This window comes from Streptomyces arenae (genome assembly GCF_022343545.1).
Taxonomy (GTDB): Bacteria; Actinomycetota; Actinomycetes; order Streptomycetales; family Streptomycetaceae; genus Streptomyces; species Streptomyces humi.
In genome coordinates, this window is sequence record NZ_JAKQYH010000018.1 from 364,260 (window position 1) to 386,952 (window position 22,693).

The window sequence follows — 22,693 nt, forward strand, 5'->3', positions numbered from 1 at the left end:
CTGACGCATCCCCTGCGCCGGGCCTCTTCCCGGTGGTGCCCGTTCACCCGGGAGGGGGCGCAGCGCAGGGCGCGGGCGCGGTTCGCGTGGTGCGCTGGACGTGTGTCCCTGCTGCCCGAGCCCGTGCGCCGGTTCGCCGCCTGGTGCGTGGTGATCCTGCTGGCGGCCGGCGTCGGCTACGTCGGGATCCGGCTCTGCTCGGAGTTCCGCACCGCGGTCACCCCCGTGCTGCTCGCCCTCCTCGGCACCGCGCTGCTCGGCCCCCTGTACCGGCGGCTGGTACGGGTCGGCGTGCAGCGGTCCCTCGCCGCCGGGCTCACCTGCGTCGCGGTCGTCGCGGTCGTCGGGGGCGCCGTCTACATCGTGGTCGCCGCGCTCATCGACACCGGTGACCAGATCATCGCCTCGCTCAGGTCCGCGGCGCTCTCGCTCGCCCGGCACTTCGGGGCCGCCGGCACCTCGATCGGCGACCTGGCCGGCAACGCCAGGAAGCTGCTCGGCGAGTTCGGCGGCACCGCGGCCTCCAATGTCATCAGCGGGGTGAGCGTGGTCGGCGAGAGCATCGCCCTGGCCGTGCTCGCCCTGCTGCTCGTCTTCTTCTTCCTGCGTGACTCGGACCGGGTCGTCGCCACCGTCCGGGCCCTCGCGCCCGGCTCCACCGCCGACATGACCGAGGCCATGGCCCGCCGCGCCTTCGAGGGCATCGAGGGGTTCATGCGCGGCACCACCCTCATCGCCCTCATCGACGCCGTCTGCATCACCGTCGGCCTGCTGATCCTCCGGGTGCCGGGCGCCGTGGGCCTCGGCGCGCTCGTCTTCGTCGGCGCCTACATCCCTTACCTCGGCGCGTTCATCTCCGGCGCCGTCGCCGTCCTGGTCGCCCTCGCCGACCGCGGCTTCGTGATCGCGCTGTGGGCTCTGGGCGTCGTGCTCGCCGTGCAGGTGCTGGAGGGGCACGTGCTCCAGCCGGTCATCCAGAGCAGGACCGTGCAGATGCACCCGGCGGTGGTCATGCTGGCCATCACGGCGGGCGCCTCCGTCGCCGGGATCCTCGGCATGCTGCTGGCCGTACCGCTCACCGCGGCCGCCTTCGGCGTCGTACACGAACTCCGTGCCCGGTACGCGGCCCCGCGACCGCCCGGCACCGACGGCCCCTAGGACCTGTCTGACAATTCGCGTCGTCGCCCGAAGGGCGGCCGCGCGGCGTCAGGTGCGTGCTCTGGGGGTCCCCCCGGCCGGAGGCTGGGGAGTGCCGGCCCCGGGCCCTCGTACTGGGCGTATTCGGGTCTGGGGCCGGTGCGGCGAGAGTGCGTGCATGGCGTCGCGCGGCAGACGCCAATTGTCAGACAGGGCCTAGGGCTCCGGAAGGTCGCCGTCGCCCTCGTACAGCTCGAACCAGATGCTCTTGCCCTCGCCGCGCGGGTCGACGCCCCAGGCGTCCGCCAGGAGTTCGATCAGCATCAGGCCGCGGCCCGAGGAGGCAAGTTCCCCGGGGCGGCGCCGGTGCGGGAGGTCGTCACCGCCGTCGGTGACCTCCACGCGCAGGCGCCGCTCGGGGGCCTGGCCGGCGACCTCGGCGAGCAGCAGGGCGTCCGCGTCGGTGTGCACCAGCACGTTCGTGAGCATCTCGGAGACCAGCAGTACGGCCGAGTCGACCTGGTCGGGCGAGCCCCAGTCGTGCAGCAGCTCGCGCAGTTGCTGGCGGGCCTCGGCGATCCGCTCGGGTTCGTCCTGGGCCACCGACAGCAGCGTGCGGCGGATCCGCGGCCGTACCGCGATGGGTTCCGCGCCGGGGCGGGACAGCAGCAGCACCGCGATGTCGTCCTCGCGGCGGTCGGCCAGCGGCCCGGTGGTGTGGTGCGAGGACGGCCCGTGCACGGCCTGGACCAGGGCGTCGGCCAGTTTCTCCAGGTCGCCGTCGTGCTCCTCCAGGATCGCCCGGATCCGCTGCCAGCCGCTCTCGATGTCGTGGCCGCCGGTCTCGATCAGCCCGTCGGTGCAGATCATCATGGTCTCGCCGGCCTCCAGGGCGAACCGTGTCGTCGGGTAGTCGGCGTCGGGGTCGATGCCGAGCGGCAGGCCGCCCGCCGTCGGCCGCCGCAGCACCGTGCCGTCGGCCATCCGGATCGCCGGGTCGAGATGCCCCGCGCGGGCGATCTCCAGCACGCCGGTCGCCGGGTCCGCCTCGGCGTACAGGCAGGTCGCGAAACGCGGGTCGGACAGCTCCTCGTCGGCGGTGATCCCGTGCAGGAAGCGGGAGGCCCGGGAGAGCACCGCGTCCGGGCGGTGTCCCTCGGAGGCATAGGCGCGCAGCGCTATCCGCAGCTGGCCCATCAGGCCCGCCGCGCGGACGTCATGGCCCTGGACGTCGCCGATGACCAGGGCGTACCGGCCGCCGCCCGCGGACTTGGCCCGGGAGGTGCCGCCGGGCAACGGGATGATGTCGTACCAGTCGCCGCCGACCTGGAGGCCGCCGCCGGTCGGTATGTAGCGGGCCGCCGCTTCCATGCCGGGGATCTCGGGGCCCAGCGTCGGCAGCATGGAGCGCTGGAGGCCGTCCGTCAGCTCCCGCTCGGAGTCGGCGATCCCGGCCCGGGACAGGGCCTGCGCCAGCATCCGGGCCACCGTGGTGAGCACGGAACGTTCGTCGGGGGTGAACGACACCGGGTAGGCGAAGCCGGCCATCCAGGCGCCCATGGTCCGTCCGGCCACCGTCAGGGGCAGGAAGGCCCAGGACTTGCGGGCGAAGCGCTCGGCGAGCGGCCAGGTCACCGGGTAGCGGGACTTGTACTGCTCCGGCGAGGAGAGATAGACGGCCCGGCCGGTCCGTACCACCTCCGCCGCCGGGTAGTCCGTCTCCAGCGGCATGCTGGTGAACGGGCTCTCCTCGTCGATCTGCTGGCCGTGGTGGCCGATCATCGTCAGCCGGTCGCCCTTGGCCCCGAAGACGGCCAGTCCGTCCGGGGAGAAGCCGGGCATCGACAGGCCCCCGGCGACCCGCAGCACCTCCTCGGTGGACCGTGCCTCCGCCAGTGCGCGGCCCGCGTCCAGCAGGAAGGCCTCCCGGGAGCGCCGCCAGTCCCCGGTGACCGGATGCCGGGCCGCGGAGCCGGGAGCGGGCTCGGAGACCTCCTGGATGGTGCCGGTGACCCGGTAGACGCGCTCGTCGGTGTCGTACACCGGTCGAAAACGGCTGCGGACGGTCCGGATCAGCCGGCCCCGCTCGTCCATGACCCGCAGCCGGACCTCGGCGACGGTTCCCTCGACGGCCGCCAGCCGGGTGATGCTGGTGTTCTCGTTCCAGTCGACGGGGTGGAAACGGGACCGGACCAGGGCCTCGGACAGTACGGAGGCCTCCGCGGGCAGCCCGATCAGCCGTGCCGCCTCCGCATCCGCGGTGACCAGCCCGGTGGCGGTGTCCCAGTGCCAGAGCCCGGTCGCGAGGGCGGCGAGGACGTCCTCCACGGCGGGCAGGGGCTCGCCAGTTCGCATTGCCCCACTTTAAGAAGAGCCGATCAAAAAATGCTACTGATCACCCACCCCGTAATGGGGGGAGGGGGCCATGGGGCGCCCGGTACGCTGGGTGGTGTTTCACGTGAAACGTCAGGCTGGCAACACCCCCCGATCCGCGAAGGCTGGATGAACCACGATGCATCGGTACAGGTCCCACACCTGCGGCGAGCTCCGCTCCTCTGACGTCGGCACCGACGTCCGGCTGAGTGGCTGGCTGCACAATCGGCGCGACCTGGGCGGCATCCTCTTCATCGATCTGCGCGATCACTACGGAATCACCCAGCTCGTCGCCCGTCCGGGTACCGCCGCCTACGAGGCCCTGGACAAGCTCAGCAAGGAGTCGACCGTACGGGTCGACGGCAAGGTCGTCTCCCGCGGCGCCGAGAACATCAACGCCGACCTGCCCACCGGCGAGGTCGAGGTCGAGGTCGGCGAGGTCGAGCTGCTCGGCGCGGCCGCCCCGCTGCCGTTCACGATCAACGCCGAGGACGGCGTCAACGAGGAGCGGCGCCTGGAGTACCGCTTCCTGGACCTGCGCCGCGAGCGCATGCACCGCAACATCATGCTGCGTACGGCCGTGATCTCGGCCATCCGCCACAAGATGGTCGCCCTCGGCTTCAACGAGATGGCCACCCCGATCCTCACCGCGACCTCCCCCGAGGGCGCCCGTGACTTCGTGGTGCCCTCGCGCCTGAACCCGGGTAAGTTCTACGCGCTGCCGCAGGCCCCGCAGCAGTTCAAGCAGCTGCTGATGATCTCCGGCTTCGACCGCTACTTCCAGATCGCGCCCTGCTTCCGCGACGAGGACGCCCGCGCCGACCGCTCGCCGGGCGAGTTCTACCAGCTCGACGTGGAGATGAGCTTCGTCGAGCAGGAGGACGTCTTCCAGCCCATCGAGCGGCTGATGACTGAGCTGTTCACGGAGTTCGGCGGCGGCCGCGAGGTCACCTCGCCGTTCCCGCGGATCCCGTTCCGCGAGGCGATGCTGAAGTACGGCTCCGACAAGCCGGACCTGCGCGCCCGGCTGGAGCTGGTCGACATCACCGACATCTTCGAGGGCTCCGAGTTCAAGGCCTTCGCCGGCAAGCACGTGCGTGCCCTTCCGGTGCCGGACGTCTCCGCGCAGCCCCGCAAGTTCTTCGACCAGCTCGGCGACTTCGCCGTCTCGCAGGGCGCCAAGGGCCTGGCCTGGGTGCGCGTCGCGGAGGACGGTTCGCTGTCCGGTCCGATCGCCAAGTTCCTCACCGAGGAGAACGTGGCCGAGCTGACCAAGCGGCTCCAGCTGGCCGCCGGTCACGCCGTGTTCTTCGGCGCGGGCGAGTTCGACGAGGTCTCCAAGATCATGGGTGCGGTGCGCGTCGAGGCCGCCCAGCGCGCCGGGCACTTCGAGGAGAACGTCTTCCGGTTCTGCTGGATCGTCGACTTCCCGATGTTCGAGAAGGACGAGGACACCGGGAAGATCGACTTCTCGCACAACCCGTTCTCGATGCCGCAGGGCGGCATGGAGGCCCTGGAGACCCAGGACCCGCTGGACATCCTCGCCTGGCAGTACGACATCGTCTGCAACGGCGTCGAGCTGTCCTCCGGCGCCATCCGGAACCACGAGCCGGACATCATGCTCAAGGCCTTCGGCATCGCGGGCTACGAGGCGGAGACCGTCGAGCGCGAGTTCGCCGGCATGCTGCGCGCGCTCCGCTTCGGCGCCCCGCCGCACGGTGGCATCGCCCCGGGCGTCGACCGCATCGTGATGCTCCTCGCCGACGAGCCGAACATCCGCGAGACCATCGCCTTCCCGCTCAACGGCAACGCCCAGGACCTGATGATGGGCGCGCCGACCGAGCTGGACGAAGCCCGCCTGCGCGAGCTGCACCTCTCCATCCGGAAGCCGCAGCCGAAGTAACCCCGGACGTCTCCCGGCCGTCCCCCGGACGTCACGAAAGGCTCGAAACCGGCGTCGGTTTCGAGCCTTTCCCATGCGCACGCCGATTCACAGCTCTCTCCGATGTTCCCACAGGCCAGGCCTTGTCTACGGTCCCTGACCATGACAGAAACCCACACCCCCACAGGCGCACAATCGCTCGAAGAGAAAAGGAAGTTGGCCCGCCGTACCGTGCTCGCGGCCGGCAGCGTGGCCGTGACCGCGGTGGGCGTCGGCAGCGCCTTCGCCGCGAGCGACGGAACGGCCGCGGAGCAGGGCACCGAAGCGGCGGCCGCCTCTGCCTCGGAGGGCGCCTGCTACACGCTCACCTCCGAACTGGTCGAGGGCCCTTACTACATCGACGCCGACAAGCTCCGCCAGGACGTCACCGAGGACCAGGAGGGCATCCCGCTGTTCCTCACCCTCAAGGTGATCGACGCGGACACCTGCAAGCCGCTGAGGAACGCGGCCGTGGACATCTGGCACTGCAACGCCACCGGCATCTACTCGGGGTACGAGGAGATGGGCAGCGGCGGAGGCGGTGGCGGCACCCCGCCGACCGACGCGCCCACCGGGTCGCCCACCGCCACCCCGACCGACCTGCCCTCCGGACCCCCGCCCGGCGGTGGCGGCGGTCACCAGGAGCCCACCGACGACACCCGCTACCTGCGCGGCACCTGGCACACGGACCGGCACGGGCACGTCGCCTTCAAGACCGTCTTCCCCGGCTGGTACCAGGGCCGGTGCGTCCACATCCACGTCAAGGTGCACGTGGACGGCGAGTGGACGGACGCCGGGTACGAGGGCGGTCACACCTGCCACACCGGCCAGCTGTTCTTCGACGAGAAGTCGGTCCTGCTGTCCGCGGAGGTGGAGCCGTACGCGAGCAACACCACCACCCGCACCACCCTCGACGAGGACACGATCTACCCGGACAACGGGCACGCGGGCGGCCTGCTCTACCTCAGGTACGACGGCCACCACATCGCCCGGGGCGTACACGCCCAGCTGACCCTGGGGGTCGAGCCGGACGACACGAACGACGGCTGACGTCGACACTCCGTGAGGCCGGTGTCCGGGGCCGAGGAGGAAGGGCCCCGGACGCCTACCGCGGGTGCGGAGTGCTCAGATCACCGAGAGCAGTCCGTTGCCGCCCAGAAAGGCGGGGAACGACGTCTGCGTGAGGCCGACCGCGGGTGCGGTGACGACGCGGCTGCCGGAGGCCGTCGGCCGGGTGGAGCCGCCGGGGAAGACCCAGACGGCACCGGCGTCGTTGTTCTCGCCCGCCGCGCCGACGAACAGCTCCGGCCTGCCGTCCTTGTCGATGTCCCCGACCGAGACCGTCGTACCGAAGAAATCGTCGGTCTCGGAGGCACCGGGGACGCCCGCGGTGTCCTGGGAGAAGGAGTAGGAGCCGGTGCCGAGGGCGCCGCTGCGGCGGCCGGGGACCACGGTCACCTGACCCGCCCGTTTCTCGGCCAGGCTCTCGAACGGCGATCCGATCACGATGTCCGCGAGGCCGTCCCGGTTGAGGTCGGCCACGGCCAGCGACGCGCCGAAGTCGTCGTCCTTCTCGCTCGCGCCGGGGACGCCGGCCGTGTTCTGCGTGATCTGCACGGGTGTCGTGGCCGGCGAGACACCCGTGGCGGAGCCGTACCAGACGAGGACGCGGCCGCCCGTCGCCCCGTCCACGCCCGCCTTCTCCGGCTCGTCCGGGTCGCCGGCCACGAGGTCGGCGTATCCGTCGCCGTTGATGTCACCGGAGGCCGTGATCAGGCCGTTGCCCTTGAGCGCGTCGCCATAGGCGGCGGTCGTGTAGATCTCGCCGCCGCTCAGGTCGCTCAGCCGGTCGGTGGACGAGGCCGGGTCGGGCACGCCGTCGCCGTTGAAATCGCCGAGCGCGACGGAGAGAGGGGATGCCGTCTCGTCGTTGTGGACGACGGTTCCGAACGTGCCCGTCCGGCTGAACGGTCCGCCGAAGGTCACGGTTCCGTCCCCTCCGGCGACCGCCACCCGTGTCTTCGACCCGGCACCGAGGCCGAGCGCGGCGACGTCCGTGCCGTAGTGCGACGGGGAGTGGAACGGCGACGGCAGGTCCGTGCCGCTCGTCAGGCCGCTCCTGCTGCCCCAGAGCACGGTCACCGCACCGGAATCGGTGCCCTTGGAGGTGTCCTCGTACGGCGTTCCGACCACCAGGTCGGCGTAGCCGTCCCGGTTCAGGTCGGCGGTGGCGGTGGCGGAACCGAAGGCGTCGCCGGCCTCGCTGACACCCGGCACGCCGGCGGTGTTCTGGGTGATGGTCTTACGGCGGCTCGTCGACAACCCGGAGGCCGAGCCGTACAGCACGACGACCGCCCCCGCACCCTGCTTGCCGGACACGTTCGCGCCCGGCGCGGGCAGGACCGCGTCGCGGTAACCGTCGCCGTTGAAGTCGCCGGGCACGGCGCCGTGCAGGGCGACGGCCGGGACGGCCGGCAGCACGACACCGCCGACCAGAGAGGCGGCCACGAACACGGCCGCACCCCATTTGCGCATGAAAGACCCCCTGTGGATTCACCGGCTGCCCCATCGGCAAAGGGGCGTACGCGAATCCCCACCCGGCTCGCTCCCCCGCCTTGGCGCAAGTGGACGGACATTACCAGCAGTTGGACGTGTTCATGCCGGTCAGGTGTCGTAGCGGCCGTCCCAGGGCTCGCTGAAGCCCAGGTGGTCCGGGTAGAGCTCGGCCCAGGGGCCGTCGTCGTCCTCCTTGGCGACCAGGCCGAAGAAGACGCCGTCCACCGTGAGCTGGAACGGGCGGATCGCGATGTCCGTGTAGGTGCGCCGCGGCAGGCTGCGCAGCATCGTCGCGAGGTGGGCGCGGGCCCGGGACAGCACCGAGCCGGCGCCCTCCGGGTCGCGCTGCTGCTCGGCCCAGCTGCCCGCGCACCAGATCTGGGAGTCCCGGTACCGGCCCTCGGCGTCGAACAGGTGGACCACCGAGTAGAGCCGTTTCTGCTCCTCCCAGCCCTCGTCGAGCCGGAACCCCTCGGGGAACGCGTAGGTGACCGACGCGAGGAACTGTCCGTCGGCGTAACGGCCGATCGCGTCGGTACGGCCGTGCGGCTCGTAGGCGATCGGGATGAGCTCAGGGGGTGCCATGGCGAAACCATACGGATGTGTCGTGGACATGCGGGTATTGGGGTGGGCCGGTGACCGCCCGTCCGTCCGGCCGGAAAACGGCTGCCCGGGTCAACTTTCGCTGCCCGTACGCGAAAAGGCCGCCGTATCGCACAAAAAAAACACGGCAACCTTTTCGATCTCCACAACCACAGAGGTGTGCAGCCCGCCGACGCGGGCCCGCCCAAGCACTCCGGAAGTACGTAAGGACTCCTCTGTGGCCACTGCCTCTCACCGCCGGTCCCTCCGCACGCGCCGTACCCTCGTCGTCTCCGCCGCCGTCGTGGCCGCCGGTGCCGGTGCCGGCGCGCTCGTGCTGACCGCGAACGCCTCCGGCACGGACCTCTACCACCAGAGCCTCGCGGCCAAGGACGGCTGGGCGTCCTCCGGTACCGGGACGACCGGCGGCTCGAAGGCCGACGCGGCGCACACCTTCACCGTCGCCACCCGCGCCCAGCTCGTGAAGGCGCTCGGGTCCGTCTCCGACACCACCCCGCGCGTCATCAAGGTCAAGGGCACCATCGACGCCAACACCGACGACTCCGGCAAGAAGCTGACCTGCGCCGACTACGCGGCGGGGACGGGTTACTCGCTGTCGGCGTACCTGAAGGCCTTCGACCCGTCGACGTACGGCCGCGCCAAGCTGCCCGCCGGCACCCAGGAGACCGCCCGGGCCGCCGCGCAGAAGAAGCAGGCCGCGAACATCGTCTTCAAGGTGCCCGCGAACACCACGATCGTCGGCGTCCCCGGCACCAAGGCCGGCATCACCGGCGGCATGCTCCAGATCCAGAAGGTCGACAACGTCATCGTCCGCAACCTGACCTTCGCCGACACCGAGGACTGCTTCCCGCAGTGGGACCCGACCGACGGCGACAGCGGCAACTGGAACTCCGAGTACGACGCGGTCACCCTGCGCGGCGCCACGCACGTCTGGGCCGACCACAACACGTTCACCGACGCCGGGCACTTCGACAGCCTCAACCCGAAGTACTACGGCCGCGAGTACCAGGTCCACGACGGCGAACTCGACATCACCAAGAGCTCGGACCTGGTCACCGTCGAGCAGAACCTGTTCACCAGCCACGACAAGACGATGCTGATCGGCAGCAGCGACAGCGAGCCGAGCGGCAAGCTGCGTGTCACCCTCCACCACAACGTCTGGAAGGGCGTCGTCCAGCGCGCCCCGCTGACCCGCGTCGGCCAGGTGCACCTCTACAACAACGTCTACGACGTGACGCCCCTGAACGGCTACACGCTCCAGTACAGCATCAACTCACGTGCCAAGGCCCAGGTCGTGGCCCAGAACAACTTCTGGACGGTGCCCAGCTCCGTCAAGGTCTCCAAGCTGCTCAGCGGCGACGGCACCGGCTCGGTCGCGGGCAGCGGCAACCTCGTCAACGGCACGACGACCGATCTGGTCGCCGCCTACAACGCCGCGAACTCCAAGAAGATCAAGACGACGGTGAACTGGACCCCGACCCTGACCGCGGGCCTGGAGCCCACCGCCAAGAACCTGCCGACGGAACTGGCGAAGACGGCGGGAGCGGGCGTACTGACGGCGAACTGAGCCGGGCTGTCACACCTGCGGGGGCGGGCGCGTCAGGGAGGTGTCCGATGTTGTGTCGTGAGGGGAGTTCCTGATGCGTACCGCCTACGTCGTCGTCACCGTTCTCGCCGCGCTGCTGGCCGGGTTCTCCGGGACCGTGCTACTGCTGCGGGCCGAGTGGATCGTCAAGGCGCTCACCGACTACCGGGTGCCGCGGGCCTGGTGGACGCCGCTCGGGGTGGCCAAGGCCGCCGGGGCGGCGGGGCTGCTGGCCGGGCTGTTCGTGCCGGTCGTGGGGGTGCTGGCGGGGGTGGGGCTGCTGCTCTACTTCACCGGGGCCGTGATCACGGTGGCGCGGGCGAGGTGGTACTCGCACATTCCGTTCCCGCTGGTGTACGCGGCTCCGGTGGCGGGGGCGCTGGTACTGGGCCTGATGGGTTGAGTGCGGTTCCCGCCCTGCCGCGTACTCCCTTGCGGTCCGGTGCGCCGGCCCCCGGATCCTTCGGTGGATCCGGGGGCCGGCGGAGGTGCGGGGGGCGTACGGCCGTCAGGCCTCCGTGCCGCCGAAGCGCTCCTTGTACGTCTCCAGGTCCTCGTCCGTCAGCTTGGCGAACAGGACCGGGGGGACCGTGAAGGGGGTGCCGGCCGGGACGGAGACCAGGGCGCGGGCCTCGTCGGCGGTGACCCAGGCGGCGGTGTCGTCGGCGAGGGTGAACGCCTCGCGCATGGTCTTCGCCGTCGCCGGGATGAAGGGCTCCGAGACCACCGAGTACAGGTGGATCAGGTTCATCGCCGTGCGCAGGGTCAGCGCCGCGCCGTCCTTGTCGGTCTTGATCTCCAGCCAGGGGGCCTTCTCCTCCAGGTAGGAGTTGCCGGCCGACCACAGGGCGCGCAGGGCGGCGGCCGCCTTGCGGAACTGGAGGGTCTCCATGTGCTCCTCGTACTCCGCGAGGAGTCGGGCGATCTCGCCGCCGAGGCGGGTCTCCGCCTCGCCGGGCTCGCCGCCGGCCGGGACGTCGTCGCCGAAGCGCTTGCGGGAGAACGACAGCACGCGGTTGACGAAGTTGCCGAGGGTGTCGGCCAGGTCCTTGTTCACCGTGGCCGTGAAGTGCTCCCAGGTGAAGGAGGAGTCGTCCGACTCGGGGGCGTTGGCGATCAGGAAGTAGCGCCAGTAGTCCGCCGGGAGGATGTCCAGGGCCTGGTCGGTGAAGACACCGCGCTTCTGGGACGTGGAGAACTTGCCGCCGTAGTACGTCAGCCAGTTGAAGGCCTTGACGTAGTCGACCTTCTTCCACGGCTCGCGCACGCCGAGCTCGGTGGCCGGGAACATCACCGTGTGGAACGGGACGTTGTCCTTCGCCATGAACTCCGTGTAGCGGACGTCGGTGTCGACGTCGTACCACCACGACTTCCAGTCGCGGTTCGACGGGTCCTGGTCCGCCCACTCCTTCGTCGCGCCGATGTACTCGATCGGGGCGTCGAACCAGACGTAGAAGACCTTGCCCTCCGCCGCCAGCTCCGGCCAGGTGTCGGCCGGGACGGGCACGCCCCAGTCGAGGTCACGGGTGATCGCGCGGTCGTGCAGGCCCTCCGTCAGCCACTTGTGGGCGATGGAGGAGGCCAGCTGCGGCCAGTCCTTGTCGTGCTTCGCGACCCACTCGCGGACCTCGTTCTCCAGCTTGGACTGGAGGAGGAAGAGGTGCTTCGTCTCGCGGATCTCCAGGTCGGTGGAGCCGGAGATCGCGGACCGCGGGTTGATCAGGTCGGTCGGGTCCAGCACGCGGGTGCAGTTCTCGCACTGGTCGCCGCGGGCCTTGTCGTAGCCGCAGTGCGGGCAGGTGCCCTCGACGTAGCGGTCCGGGAGGAAGCGGCCGTCGACCGGGCTGTACACCTGGCGGATCGCGCGCTCCTCGATGAAGCCGTTCTCGTTCAGGCGGCGGGCGAAGTGCTGGGTGATCTCGCGGTTCTCCGGGGAGGAACTCCGGCCGAAGTAGTCGAACGCGAGTGCGAAGCCGTCGTAGACCGCCTTCTGCGCGTCGTGCGCCTGGGCGCAGAACTCGTCGACCGGGATGCCCTGCTCCTTCGCGGCCAGCTCGGCGGGGGTGCCGTGCTCGTCGGTCGCGCAGATGTACAGGACGTCGTGGCCGCGCTGGCGGAGGTACCGGGAGTACACGTCAGCCGGGAGCATGGACCCCACCATGTTGCCCAGGTGCTTGATCCCGTTGATGTACGGAAGGGCGCTGGTGATGAGGTGTCGAGCCATCGGGGGCTGCTCCCAGGTCGGTGTGTTGCTGTTATTGCGAACCTTGAAATCGTAGCCGACATGTGTATGCCGCCCGCTTCCCGTTTTATTGGGTGAGAAGCGGGCGGCATGGGTGCGCGGGTGGGGCCGATGGGGCCGGTGGGGCTTACGGGCGCCAGTCGATCAGTAGGCCGTCGTACAGCTCCGCGTCCGTGAGCTCCAGGGGGGTCGGGCCCGCGTGGAAGAAGGCCGTGTTGCCGGTCTTCAGCTTGCGGAGGTAGTCGAAGGCCTTGTTCTCGTGCTCGCCGAACGCGACGAAGGAGAAGAAGACCGAGGGGTGGGACTTCGCGGCGTCCGTGAGGGACTGGGTGGCCGGGGTCTTCGCGTCCGGGGCGCCGTCCGTCTGGAAGACGACGAGGGCGGGGGTGCCGGGGGTGGTGTTCGCGTCGTAGTGGGCGAGTACGGCTTCCACGGCGGCGTGGTAGCTGGTACGGCCCATCCGGCCGAGACCGGCGTGCGCCTCGTCGATGGCGTTCTCGGGGGAGGCCTGGGTGAGGTCCGTGGTGCCGTCGACCTCGGTGGAGAAGAAGACGACGTGCACGGTGGGGGTGTCGCCGGGCGGGGTGAGGTGGGTGGCGAGGGCGAGGGTCTGGTCGGCGAGGGCCTGTGCGGAGCCGTCCTTGTAGTACGACCGCATGCTCGCGGAGCGGTCGAGGACGAGGTAGGTGACGGCGTGGGCGGTGGAGAGGCCGGCCTTGGTGAGGGCGAGGCGGGCGGCGTCGTCGCCACCGGCCTCGGCTTCGCCTTCGGCCCCCTCGTCCCCACCCGCACCACCCGTGACAGTTTCGTCGTCGGCTGCGGGTGTCCCCTGCGGGGCGGACTCACCGTCGGCGGCCGCGGCGGGAGCGGGGGCGGTGGGGGTGGCGGTTGCAGCGGTGGGGGCGGCGGCTGCGGCGGCGGCCGGGGCCGCCTCGTCCGTACCGGCCGAGAAGACGTCGGGCTCCGGCGTCAGCCGAATAACCGCCTCGACGTCGCCTTCGGCCACGGTCACGGGTTCGGTGGTGGCCGAGGCCGAGGGTTCGGTGGAGGGTTCGGTGGTGGCCGCGGATTCGGCCTCGGACGCCGTCACCGGCTCCGCCGTGGCTTCGGCCTCCGGCTCGGGTTCGGCCACCGGCTCAGCAGGCGCCTCGGCCGTCGGCTCGGCCGTCACTTCGGCGGCGGCCTCGGGCTCCGGTGCGGCCTCGGCTTCGGCGGTGGCCGGCTCCGCCGCCACCTCTGCGTCGGCCTTGGGCTCGGTCGCGGCCTCGGCCTTGGCTTCCGCCTCGGCAGGGGTCGGCTCGGCCGTGGCTTCCGTCGCCGGCTCGGCCGTCACTTCGGCGGCGGCCTCGGGCTCCGGGGCGGCTTCGGGTTCGGCGGTGGCCGGCTCCGCCGCCACATCTGCGTTCGCCTCGGGCTCGGTGGTCGGCTCGGCCGCCGCCTCGGTCTTGGTCTCCGCCTCGGCAGCGTGCGGCTCCGCTGCGGCGTCGGCGTCGGCTGCGGCTTCCGGCTCCGGCTCGGCTGTGGCTTCTGCCGCGGGCTCGGTCGTCGGTTCGGTGGCGGGCTCGGGCTTCGGTGCGGTCTCGGTTTCGGCGGTGGCAGGCTCCGCCGATGCCTTCGCGTCGGTCTCCGGCTCGGCCGCGTCCTTCGCCTCGGGCTCGGTGGTCGGCTCGGCCGACGTCTCGGGGTTGGGTTCCGGCTCGGACTTGGCAGCGGTCGGCTCGGCTGTGGCTTCGGCTGCCGCTTGCGGCTCCGGCGTGGCTTCCGGTGCGGGCTCGGTCGTTGATTCGGCCGTGGCCTCCGGCTTCGGTGCGGTCTCGGGCGCCGCTTCCGTCTTCGCCTCTGCCTTGGGCTTCGCCGGGGGTTCGGGGGTCGGGGGCAGTTCGGGTTCGGTGGTGCGGGATGCCTGCTTTGGCACCGTCACGTTGTCGAACGCCGCCGAGACGAGGTCGTGCTCGTCCTTCTCCGCCGGGCGGGGTTCCGGGACCGCCGTCGGTGTCTGAGCTTCCGCTTCTTGTGCCGATGTCGACTGCGAAGGGAGCTGGTCCGCACCCTCTGCTTCGGCGGGGCGCGGCTTTCGCGACCTGCCGAATGCGTTCCGCAGGAGAGTGAGAATGCCCATGTGCGCAACCCTTCGCGTGAGTTGATACCCGTCAATCGCTGGCCAGGACGGACACGTAAGGTTAGCTGCCCCAGGTTGCGATCTTGGGGAGGGTCGATGACTCCTGTCGGGCGTCCGGCGGTCGAGTCCGGGCGCGGCTCTCAACTTCCCCTCGTTCACTCGTGGTTCACCCTCCGTTCAGTGCGGAGAGGCGATCGCCCTGGCCGCCGCCACCTCCTGGCGGAGCGGTTCCAGGACGCTGTCCGGCGGGCCCGTGAGATCCGTGCGGACCGAGATCAGGGTCTCGGACTCACGGACGCCCGTCGCCAGCTCGCGCAGTTGCAGGGCGACCTGGTCCACCTCGGCCGGGGACGGCGGCGGTGCCCCGTGCCGTACCCGTACCCGGGCCGCCGTCGTCGCGTCGACGATCCGTTCCACGGCCACGACCAGCGGCCACCAGGCCGCCGCCCGGCGACCGGTGGGCGGCGGCTCGGTCAGGGCGCGCTGGAACTCGGTGCGGATGGTGGACAGGTCGCGGTACAGGCGGCGGCGCATTCGCGCGCGGCCGGCGGCATCGACGCCGTCGGCGCTGCCCTTGAAGGCCAGCTCGACGTAGGCCGCCGTGTCCGCCACCGCGTCGGCGAGCCGGTCGCCGACCCGGGTGCGCCAGCTCTCCGGCCACAGCAGGTACCCCGCGACCAGGGCGATCGCGCAGCCCATCAGGGAGTCCAGGAGGCGGGGCAGGAGCAGCGCCGTGCCCTGGTGGTTCAGGACGTCGGAGAGGAGCAGGATCACCGGCGTGATGGCCGCCGTCTGGAAGCCGTACCCCCGCGGGGTGAGGGCCGGGATCAGCGGGGCCAGGACCATCATCACCGGTACGTCCCACCAGCCGCGCGGCACCAGGGTGAGGACGGTCGCCGCCACCACCAGGCCCGCCACGGTGCCCAGCGCGCGCAGCAGGGCGCGGGAGAAGACCGAGCCGAAGTCCGGTTTGAGGACGAACGTGATGGTGAGGGCGACCCAGTAGGAACGGGGGACGGGCACGAGGGAGACCAGGGCCTGCGCGATGCCGATGCACAGGGCGAGGCGGATGCCGTAGCGCCAGGAGTTGGCGGAGAGCACGACGTTGCGGGCGGCGCGGGCGGTGCGGATGCCGAGCGCGGCCGGGCGGCCGAGACGGTCGTCGATGCCCCGCGGGTCGACGTCGGGGCTGGTGGCGACCTCGGCCACGTGCCGCAGGGCGTGGTCGACGGCCCGGCCGGTCTCGTTGACCGGCTCGGGCAGGTGGAGTCCTATCGGGCCGGTGTAGCCGGTCTCGATGGCGTCGGCGAGGTGCCGGACCGCCGTCGGCACCTCGGACGGCAGTGGCCGCGCGGCCAGCCGGACGGCGGGGGCGGCCTCCACCACCGGGGTGATCGCGTTCAACTGGGCGAGCATCCGGGTGAGTTCGCGGTTGCGGCCGCGGTACCGGGCCCGCCGGGCCAGGATCAGGTCGTACGACTGGTTCAGTGACTGGGTGACGGTGTGCCGGGCGCGGTCGTACGCCTCGCCGTCGCCGGTGTCGCTCACGGTCAGCAGGTCGGCGACCGTGCGGTAGGCGGCGGCGACCGCCGCGCGTTCCGGTACGCCCGAGCGCAGCGGCCAGGCCAGCAGGGCGAGCAGGAGGACGAGCAGACCGCCGCCGGTCATCAGGACGGGGGTCAGCCACCAGGCGCCGGGCAGCGGCAGGCCGGCACCGATGACGGAGTTGAGCAGCAGGAGGAGGCCGGAGACGGAGGACACCGCGCCGATCGTCGAGATCATCCCGGAGAGCAGCGCGATGACGGTGACGACGGCGACCGTCAGCCAGCCCTGGCCGTAGACCAGGGAGCCCAGGGTGACGCCGACGGCGCCGAAGAGCTGGGGGACCGCGATGTTGAGGATCCGCATGCGGTAGGCGTCGGCGGTGTCGCCGATGACCCCGGACAGGGCGCCCATCGAGGCGAGCGCGCCGTACGCGGGCTGTCCGACCGCGAGCCCCACGGCGAGAGGCAGTGCCATGCCGAGCGCGGCACGGGCGAGGGCGGCCCAGTTGAGAGGAGCTGCCTGCTGGGGCCGGAGGTTCCTCACCAGCCAGTCGGGGGGTGTGAGGCCGATGGGGAACTCGCGGGACATGTGCCCATTATCGGGGTACGTGCTCGGGCTTACGGTGCCTGGTCCACGCGTGCCAGGAACTCCCCCAGTGCCCGGTTGAACTGCGCCGGGCGTTCCAGGTTCGGCATGTGGGCCGAGCGGTCGATCACCCGGAGGGCCGCGTCGGGGAGGAGGGCGTGCATGGCCTCGGCGTCGGAGACGGGGGTGTACTCGTCGTCCGCGCCGACCACCACCAGGGCCGGGACGGTGACCCTCGTCAGCAGGGGGCGGTAGTCGGGGCGTTCGGCCCGGCCGCGCAGGGCGGCCGCCGCGCCCTCGGGGTCCGTCGCCGTCATCATGCGGTGGACGTGGGCCCGCACGGCCGGGTCGGCGTCGGGGGCGACCATCTTCGCCAGCACCTCGTCGGCGTAGCCCCGCATGCCCTCGCGCAGGAGCCGGTCGGCCATGGCGTTGCGGGCCCGTCTGCCCTCCGGGGTCTCGGGGGCGGGGAAGGTGTCCGCCAGGACCAGGCCGCGGACGCGGGCGGGGCCGAGGCGGTCGTAGCACTCCATCGCGATCTGGCCGCCCATGGAGAGGCCCGCGACGACACAGGCCGGTACGCCCAGTGCGTCGAGGAGGTCCTCGAGGTCGGCGGCGAAGCGGGAGAGCGGGGTGCTGCCGGGAGTGACCGGGGAGGCGCCGTAGCCGCGCAGGTCGGGGGCGATGACACGGCGGCCGGCGGCGAAGGCCGTCAGCTGGGGACGCCACATCGTGCGGTCGAAGGGGTGGCCGTGGATCAGGAGGAGGGGGGTGGCTGTGGTGGAACGTGAGCCTTTGTCGTCGTATGCGAGGAAGGGGGGCATGTGATCGACCCTAGATTCCGGTAACTCCTCGGTGCAATAAGATCTTTGCTCTCGGTGCAATGTGGAGGGGTCATGGACGACTTCCGGAAGATCGCCGACCGGATCGCTCTGGACATCGCGCGGGGGCGGCTGCGGGCGGGGCAACGGCTGTTCCCGCAGCGGGCGTTCGCGCGGCGGCACGGGATCGCCGCCTCGACGGCCGGGCGGGTGTACGCCGAACTCGTGCGGCGCGGGCTGGTGGTGGGCGAGGTCGGACGCGGCACCTTCGTCCGGGCCACGGCGGACCTGCCGCCGGGCTGGGCGCTCGTCGAGGACAGGAACGGCGACAGCGGCGGCGGCAGGGGCGGCGGCAGGGGCGGCAGCAGGGGCGGCGGCACGGACGGGGGGAACAGGGACAAGAACGGGGACGAGGGGGCGGGCGGGGGTGGTGAGGGTGCCGGGCGGGTCAACCTGGAGCTCAACTACCCCGTGGTCGCCGGGCAGGCCGAGCTGCTGGCGCCGGCCCTCGCTCCCCTGCTCCGGGCCGACGCGCTCACCGTCGCCCTGCGGCCCGCCCCCGCCGACGGCACCCCGGACGCCCGGGAGGCCGTCGCCGCGCTGCTCGCCACCGGCGGCTGGCGACCCGACCCCGGCCGTGTCCTCTTCACCGGCAACGCCCGGCAGGCCATCGCCGCCACCCTGGCCTCCCTGGTACCGCCGGGCGGCCGGGTCGGGGTGGAGCCGCTGACGTATCCGCTGGTCAAGGAGATCGCCGGGCGGCTCTCCGTCACTCTCGTGCCGGTGGCCACGGACGACGAGGGGCCGGTCGTGGAGTCGGTGCTCGCCGCGCACCGGTCGGCGCCGCTCTCCGCCCTCTACCTCCAGCCGACCCTGCACAACCCGACGTCCCTGACCGTGCCGGCCGGGCGGCGGCAGCATCTCGCGCGTGCCGTACGCGAGCTGGGGCTGCCGGTGGTGGAGGACCGGATCTGGTCCTTCCTGCACGGCGGTACCGAGCCGCCGCTGGCCGCCCTCGCCCCGGAGCAGGTCCACCTCGTGGACGGGCTCTCCAAGCGGGTCGCGCCCGGTCTCACCGTCGGCTTCGCCGTCGTACCGCGGGACCGGGTGGCCGCGGTGGCGGACGCCGTGCGCTCCGGGGGGTGGAGCGCGGGGGCGTTCGCGCTGGAGGCGGCCGTGCGGTGGCTCGGGGACGGGACCGTGGCGCGGCTCGCCGAGGCCAAGCGGGCACAGGCCCGGCGCCGGCAGGGGATCCTCCGCGAGGCGCTCGACGGGTTCGCCGTACGGGCTGATCCCGGCGGGTACTTCGCCTGGTGGGAGCTGCCGGCGCCGTGGCGGGCCGACGAGTTCACGGCGGTCGCGGCGGCGCACGGGATCGCGATCACGCCCGGCACCGCCTTCCGCGTGGACCCGAAGCGGACACCGGACGCGGTACGCCTCGGACTCGCGTCGACGGAGGAACCGGAACTGGCGGGCGCACTGCGCACCCTGGCCCGCCTCGCGACGCGACGCCCCTGACGAGGGCTCCGACGAGGGTGCCGACCAGGGCTCCGACGCTGGCTCCGACGAGGATTACGACGCGGGCCGGGTTACGGCGAGGGCCGGCTTACGACGAGGGTCGGGTTACGGCGAGGGGCGGGTAACGGCGGAGGGCCGGCCGGTTACGTGACGGGCATGTTCTGGTCCGAGGACGGTGCGTCCGTCCTCAGCGAGCCGGGATCGGCCGTGCCGGTGTCCGGTTCCCGGCGCTCCGCCGGGCGGCGGCGGGCGTAGCGGCTGAGCCAGGCCAGCAGGGCGACCGTCAGGCCGAGGGCGAGGAGCAGCCAGGAGACCGTGCGGAGGGTGGCCGTCAGGGCGTCGTAGACGGCGGCCGCGGCCGGGTGCGGGACGTCGGACGGCAGGCCGGCCAGGGTGACGGCACGGCCGGCCGACAGGGCGAGGCCGAGCAGGGCGCCGCCCAGCGCCGTACCCAGCGCGGTCGCGGTGACGGCGCGGCGGCGGCGGACGGCGAGGGCGATACCGCCGGCCGCGAAGACGACGGCGGCGACGGGCAGCCAGAACCCGGCGACTTCGAGCACGTGGAACCCCTTCCGGAGCCGGTCCAGTTCGGCGGCCGGGAGAACGGCGACCGCCGTGTGCTGGACCGGGATACGGGCCGCGAGCGGCACATGGTCGTGGGCGAGCTGGTCCCTGACCTGCGCGGTGACCGGGGCGAGGTCGACGGTCACGGCCTCCTCGCGCTCGTCCTGGAGGGCGCGCAGCACGGCGTCATGGGTGGCCCGGTTGCCGGCGTCCCAGGCCAGCCGGAACGCCCGGGTCTGGGTGAAGGAGCGGACCGCCTCGTGGACGAACGGAGCCACCGTGCCCTGCATGGGCGGGCCGACGTCCACCTCGCGCATGATGCCGTCGCCGACGGTGTCCGCCACCGCGTCCCGGACGTCCGGGTCCTCGGCCAGCGGTGCCATCGTGCTGACGTACTGTCCGGTGTCCGCCAGCCCGTACGCCGCCCAGGCCGACAGCGCGCCGAACGGCAGGAGCAGACCCGACAGCGTGATCAGCAGGGCCGACAGGGCGTGCCGGAACCGGGGGCGCCGGGCGGTCCACGCCGGCCGCGCGCCACGGGCGGACCGGGCGGGCCGGGGGGCGCCGGCCGCCGCGCGCCGGGTGGTCCGTGCGGGCCACGGGGTCCGTGCGGCCCGTGCGCGGCCCGGCGGCCGCCGTACGGGCCCGGGGAGCACTGAGGGCACGCTTCCAGGCAATCCGCTGAGGGCCGGTCAGGCGAGCGGTACGACTGCATTCGGGGGTATCGCGGACACCGGCCGGGCCGAACGGGCGACACGGCGTCCGCCTGCGCCGGAAACCCCTGGCGCGCCGCGCTCCGGTGGAGGGCTGGGCCGAACGGGTGTTTCCTGGATCCGGGTGCGGGTTCCGGTCTTCCGGAGCCGGAGAGCCGGAGCCCCGCCGGGATGTCGCCGGGTGCCCGCAGCGGCCCCGGCGACCGGTGAGGGAAAAAGGGGAACGCGTGGGCCCCGGCCGTGACGGCGGGGCCCACGCGTGTGCGGTGGAACGGCTCGTGTGCGGCGGAACGGCCCGTGCGCCGTGGAACGGCCGCGGGAGCCGCCCGCGGTGGCTATCGGATGCGGTGTCCGGCCGCGTCCTCGCGGGTGTAGAACCGGTAGAACATCAGGATCAGGGTGACGATGGCGACGGACAGGGCCATGCCGATGGACCGCAGGATCGCGTCGCCGGACGAGCTGTACAGGAAACCGAACGCGATGCCGGCGAACGCCGCCCACACCGCCGCGTGCAGTTCCCGGCGCAGCCGGGGGGCGTAGGTCATGACCGCCCACAGCACGACCGCGAACACGATGGCGCTCACGAAGCCGGTCAGCAGGTTCCAGCCGGTGATCGGCCCGCCGGCCCGGCGGTTCGCCGCGACCCAGTCGCCGTAGATCAGCCCGGTCACGACGGAGATGGCGATCCGGGCCCGGGTGTGGGTCCGGGCGCTGAAGATGTCGGGAGTACGACCACCCCGGGTCATGCCCCCGGTCGTCGGTGCCGCTTGAGCCATGCGAGCGCTCCTCTCTCCTCGTCCTCACCTTCCAGAGCACACCTGCGGGTACCCCCTGGCAAGTCGGCCGCACCACATTTGTCACGCCGCTCCGGAGGAGGCCGACGAGCCGTCCGGTGCACGCGGTCCGTACGACGGCGGTACACGACCCCGGCACGAAGCTCGGCACGACGTGCGGTACGACGCCCGGTACGACGTGCGGTCCGTCCACGCCCGTGTTTCCCTGACTTCGTGACCGACCACCAGGCCCTGCGGCGGCGGCAGGACCTGCCGCGGGCCCGGGGCAGAGGCTTCGCCTGGGTGGCACCGCTCCTGCTGCTGGCCGGGATCACGACGGTCGACCTCAACACCACGGAGCGGTTCCGGATCATCTCCTGGATCGTCCTGGTCCCGGGGATCGCGGCGGCGATCTGCGGGGTCTGGACGACGGCGTTCTTCTCGGTGCTGGCCGTCACCCTGTACGTCGTCGTGGACCACGCCTGGCCCAAGCAGTACCAGGCCGGGCTGCCCGACTTCATCCTGGTCGCCTTCGCGGGTGTGCTGGCTGTCCTCGCCTGTGCGGTCCGGCTGAAGAGCGAGCGCCGGATGCTGCACATGCGGGACATCGCCGAGACGACCCTGCGTACGGTGCTGCGTCCGCTGCCGCCGGGGTGGGCCGGGCTGGACCACGCGGCGGTGTATCTCGCCGCCGACACGGAGGCCCGGGTGGGCGGTGACTTCTACGACATCCAGCCCGGCCCGCACGGGACCCGGGTGCTGGTGGGGGACGTGCAGGGCAAGGGGCTCGGGGCGGTCGAGACGGCGGCGGCGCTGCTGGGCACGTTCCGGGAGGCCGGGTACCACGAGACGGACCTGGCGACGGTGGCGGACCGGCTGGAGACGCGGATGCTCCGGCACCGGGGCCATACGGCGGCCCTCGGCCGCGGCGACGGCGACCGTTTCGCCACGGGGCTGCTGCTCGGCTTCCTGCCGGGCCGGACCGACGTGGTGGAGCTGGTCAACTTCGGCCACGAGCCGCCGCTGGCGGTCGGCCCGAGGGGCGTCCGTTCGCTGCCGCCGGACCATGGACTGCCGTTGGGCATGGGTGAGTTGGAGACGGGGGGCGGCCCGCCGCCGACCCTCACGGTGGCCCTCGACCCGGAGGAGACCCTGCTCATCACCACCGACGGCGTGACCGAGGCGCGCAACGGGGACGGCGAGTTCTTCGAGCTGACGGCCGAGGTCTCCCGGGCGAGCACGACCGACCCGGCCGCCCTGGTCGCCCACGTCCGCGACGGCGTGCTGCGCCACAGCCGGGGCCGGGTCTCCGACGACACCACGATCTTCGCAGTACGCCCTACCCCCACCGACGGACAGAAGGAACGCCAGAGACGAAGGGGCGGTCAGCCGGGACCCTGAGAGATGGGCAAGACCGGCGATGACCGGAGACGGCGGCAGGCCAGGCACCGCCGGGCCGCGCCGCTGTGGCTGAGCGCCGTCGCGGCGGGGAGAGGCGGAGGCGAGGTGGGGAGGGCGGTCAGACGAGGGGTGGGAGGGGTGGGGAGGGCGGTCAGGCGGGGGCCTGAGAGGTGGGGAGGGTCGGCGAGGAGCGGGGGCGGTGGTAGGTCGGGCACCGCCGGGCTGCGCCGCTGTGGC

16 protein-coding genes are annotated in these 22,693 nt (G+C 72.2%); 7 read left to right on the forward strand and 9 right to left on the reverse strand.

Annotated elements, in window-relative coordinates; translation table 11 throughout:
• Positions 1-102: 102 nt before the first annotated feature.
• Positions 103-1,158 (forward strand): AI-2E family transporter, encoded by a 1,056-nt coding sequence (locus MB828_RS10890; protein WP_133023626.1) that lies wholly within the window; start codon positions 103-105, stop codon positions 1,156-1,158.
• A gap of 195 nt (positions 1,159-1,353) precedes the next feature.
• On the opposite strand, the gene MB828_RS10895 is transcribed toward MB828_RS10890, so the two are convergent.
• Positions 1,354-3,492 (reverse strand): SpoIIE family protein phosphatase, encoded by a 2,139-nt coding sequence (locus tag MB828_RS10895; protein WP_301647961.1) that lies wholly within the window; start codon positions 3,490-3,492, stop codon positions 1,354-1,356.
• A 157-nt stretch (positions 3,493-3,649) separates the two neighbouring features.
• Between MB828_RS10895 and aspS the strand changes: the two genes are divergently transcribed.
• Both aspS and MB828_RS10905 read left to right on the forward strand, forming a co-directional pair.
• Complete coding sequence (gene aspS / locus MB828_RS10900) at positions 3,650-5,413, forward strand: aspartate--tRNA ligase (protein WP_133023624.1); 1,764 nt, start codon at positions 3,650-3,652, stop codon at positions 5,411-5,413.
• Between the two features lie 141 nt (positions 5,414-5,554).
• Positions 5,555-6,481 (forward strand): intradiol ring-cleavage dioxygenase, encoded by a 927-nt coding sequence (locus MB828_RS10905; protein ID WP_301647962.1) that lies wholly within the window; start codon positions 5,555-5,557, stop codon positions 6,479-6,481.
• Positions 6,482-6,556: 75 nt separating this feature from the next.
• Here MB828_RS10905 and MB828_RS10910 read toward each other — a convergent pair whose 3' ends face one another.
• The gene (locus MB828_RS10910) at positions 6,557-7,966 is read right to left on the reverse strand and encodes an FG-GAP repeat protein (RefSeq protein ID WP_301647963.1); all 1,410 of its coding nucleotides are present in this window, start codon (positions 7,964-7,966) and stop codon (positions 6,557-6,559) included.
• Positions 7,967-8,095: 129 nt separating this feature from the next.
• Positions 8,096-8,572, reverse strand: a complete 477-nt coding sequence (locus MB828_RS10915) for a hypothetical protein (RefSeq protein WP_301647964.1) — start codon at positions 8,570-8,572, stop codon at positions 8,096-8,098.
• A gap of 235 nt (positions 8,573-8,807) precedes the next feature.
• Between MB828_RS10915 and MB828_RS10920 the strand changes: the two genes are divergently transcribed.
• Together MB828_RS10920 and MB828_RS10925 are read left to right on the forward strand one after the other, a co-directional pair.
• A complete protein-coding gene (locus MB828_RS10920) occupies positions 8,808-10,157 on the forward strand; it encodes a pectate lyase family protein (protein WP_301647965.1) in 1,350 nt (449 codons plus the stop codon).
• Between the two features lie 73 nt (positions 10,158-10,230).
• Positions 10,231-10,578, forward strand: coding sequence for a DoxX family protein (locus MB828_RS10925; protein WP_133023619.1), 348 nt, complete (start codon positions 10,231-10,233; stop codon positions 10,576-10,578).
• A 105-nt stretch (positions 10,579-10,683) separates the two neighbouring features.
• Here MB828_RS10925 and metG read toward each other — a convergent pair whose 3' ends face one another.
• The 4 genes from metG to MB828_RS10945 form a co-directional block, all read right to left on the reverse strand.
• The gene (metG, locus tag MB828_RS10930) at positions 10,684-12,399 is read right to left on the reverse strand and encodes a methionine--tRNA ligase (protein WP_301647966.1); all 1,716 of its coding nucleotides are present in this window, start codon (positions 12,397-12,399) and stop codon (positions 10,684-10,686) included.
• Positions 12,400-12,544: 145 nt separating this feature from the next.
• Positions 12,545-14,536, reverse strand: a complete 1,992-nt coding sequence (locus MB828_RS10935) for a VWA domain-containing protein (protein WP_301647967.1) — start codon at positions 14,534-14,536, stop codon at positions 12,545-12,547.
• A 177-nt stretch (positions 14,537-14,713) separates the two neighbouring features.
• Positions 14,714-16,669: an FUSC family protein gene (locus MB828_RS10940; RefSeq protein ID WP_301647968.1), complete on the reverse strand. Its 1,956-nt coding sequence runs from the start codon at positions 16,667-16,669 to the stop codon at positions 14,714-14,716.
• A 29-nt stretch (positions 16,670-16,698) separates the two neighbouring features.
• Positions 16,699-17,490 (reverse strand): alpha/beta fold hydrolase, encoded by a 792-nt coding sequence (locus MB828_RS10945; protein ID WP_301647969.1) that lies wholly within the window; start codon positions 17,488-17,490, stop codon positions 16,699-16,701.
• A 72-nt stretch (positions 17,491-17,562) separates the two neighbouring features.
• On the opposite strand from MB828_RS10945, the gene MB828_RS10950 reads away from it, so the two are divergent.
• Positions 17,563-19,005, forward strand: coding sequence for a PLP-dependent aminotransferase family protein (locus MB828_RS10950; RefSeq protein WP_301647970.1), 1,443 nt, complete (start codon positions 17,563-17,565; stop codon positions 19,003-19,005).
• Between the two features lie 143 nt (positions 19,006-19,148).
• Here the strand turns inward: MB828_RS10950 and MB828_RS10955 are convergent, their stop codons facing one another.
• Together MB828_RS10955 and MB828_RS10960 are read right to left on the reverse strand one after the other, a co-directional pair.
• The gene (locus MB828_RS10955) at positions 19,149-20,057 is read right to left on the reverse strand and encodes a hypothetical protein (protein WP_301647981.1); all 909 of its coding nucleotides are present in this window, start codon (positions 20,055-20,057) and stop codon (positions 19,149-19,151) included.
• A 560-nt stretch (positions 20,058-20,617) separates the two neighbouring features.
• A complete protein-coding gene (locus MB828_RS10960; protein ID WP_133023613.1) occupies positions 20,618-21,058 on the reverse strand; it encodes a hypothetical protein in 441 nt (146 codons plus the stop codon).
• A 231-nt stretch (positions 21,059-21,289) separates the two neighbouring features.
• Between MB828_RS10960 and MB828_RS10965 the strand changes: the two genes are divergently transcribed.
• Positions 21,290-22,456 (forward strand): PP2C family protein-serine/threonine phosphatase, encoded by a 1,167-nt coding sequence (locus MB828_RS10965; protein ID WP_301647971.1) that lies wholly within the window; start codon positions 21,290-21,292, stop codon positions 22,454-22,456.
• Positions 22,457-22,693: the final 237 nt, after the last annotated feature.

What these genes read in the sequence shown, in the direction of transcription:
- metG (WP_301647966.1), bottom strand. Translation starts at nt 12,399, where the DNA reads ATGGCTCGACACCTCATCACCAGCGCCCTTCCGTACATCAACGGGATC.
- MB828_RS10960 (WP_133023613.1), bottom strand. Translation starts at nt 21,058, where the DNA reads ATGGCTCAAGCGGCACCGACGACCGGGGGCATGACCCGGGGTGGTCGT.
- MB828_RS10905 (WP_301647962.1), top strand. Translation starts at nt 5,555, where the DNA reads ATGACAGAAACCCACACCCCCACAGGCGCACAATCGCTCGAAGAGAAA.
- MB828_RS10950 (WP_301647970.1), top strand. Translation starts at nt 17,563, where the DNA reads ATGGACGACTTCCGGAAGATCGCCGACCGGATCGCTCTGGACATCGCG.
- aspS (WP_133023624.1), top strand. Translation starts at nt 3,650, where the DNA reads ATGCATCGGTACAGGTCCCACACCTGCGGCGAGCTCCGCTCCTCTGAC.
- MB828_RS10925 (WP_133023619.1), top strand. Translation starts at nt 10,231, where the DNA reads ATGCGTACCGCCTACGTCGTCGTCACCGTTCTCGCCGCGCTGCTGGCC.
- MB828_RS10910 (WP_301647963.1), bottom strand. Translation starts at nt 7,966, where the DNA reads ATGCGCAAATGGGGTGCGGCCGTGTTCGTGGCCGCCTCTCTGGTCGGC.
- MB828_RS10935 (WP_301647967.1), bottom strand. Translation starts at nt 14,536, where the DNA reads ATGGGCATTCTCACTCTCCTGCGGAACGCATTCGGCAGGTCGCGAAAG.
- MB828_RS10915 (WP_301647964.1), bottom strand. Translation starts at nt 8,572, where the DNA reads ATGGCACCCCCTGAGCTCATCCCGATCGCCTACGAGCCGCACGGCCGT.
- MB828_RS10940 (WP_301647968.1), bottom strand. Translation starts at nt 16,669, where the DNA reads ATGTCCCGCGAGTTCCCCATCGGCCTCACACCCCCCGACTGGCTGGTG.
- MB828_RS10895 (WP_301647961.1), bottom strand. Translation starts at nt 3,492, where the DNA reads ATGCGAACTGGCGAGCCCCTGCCCGCCGTGGAGGACGTCCTCGCCGCC.
- MB828_RS10945 (WP_301647969.1), bottom strand. Translation starts at nt 17,490, where the DNA reads ATGCCCCCCTTCCTCGCATACGACGACAAAGGCTCACGTTCCACCACA.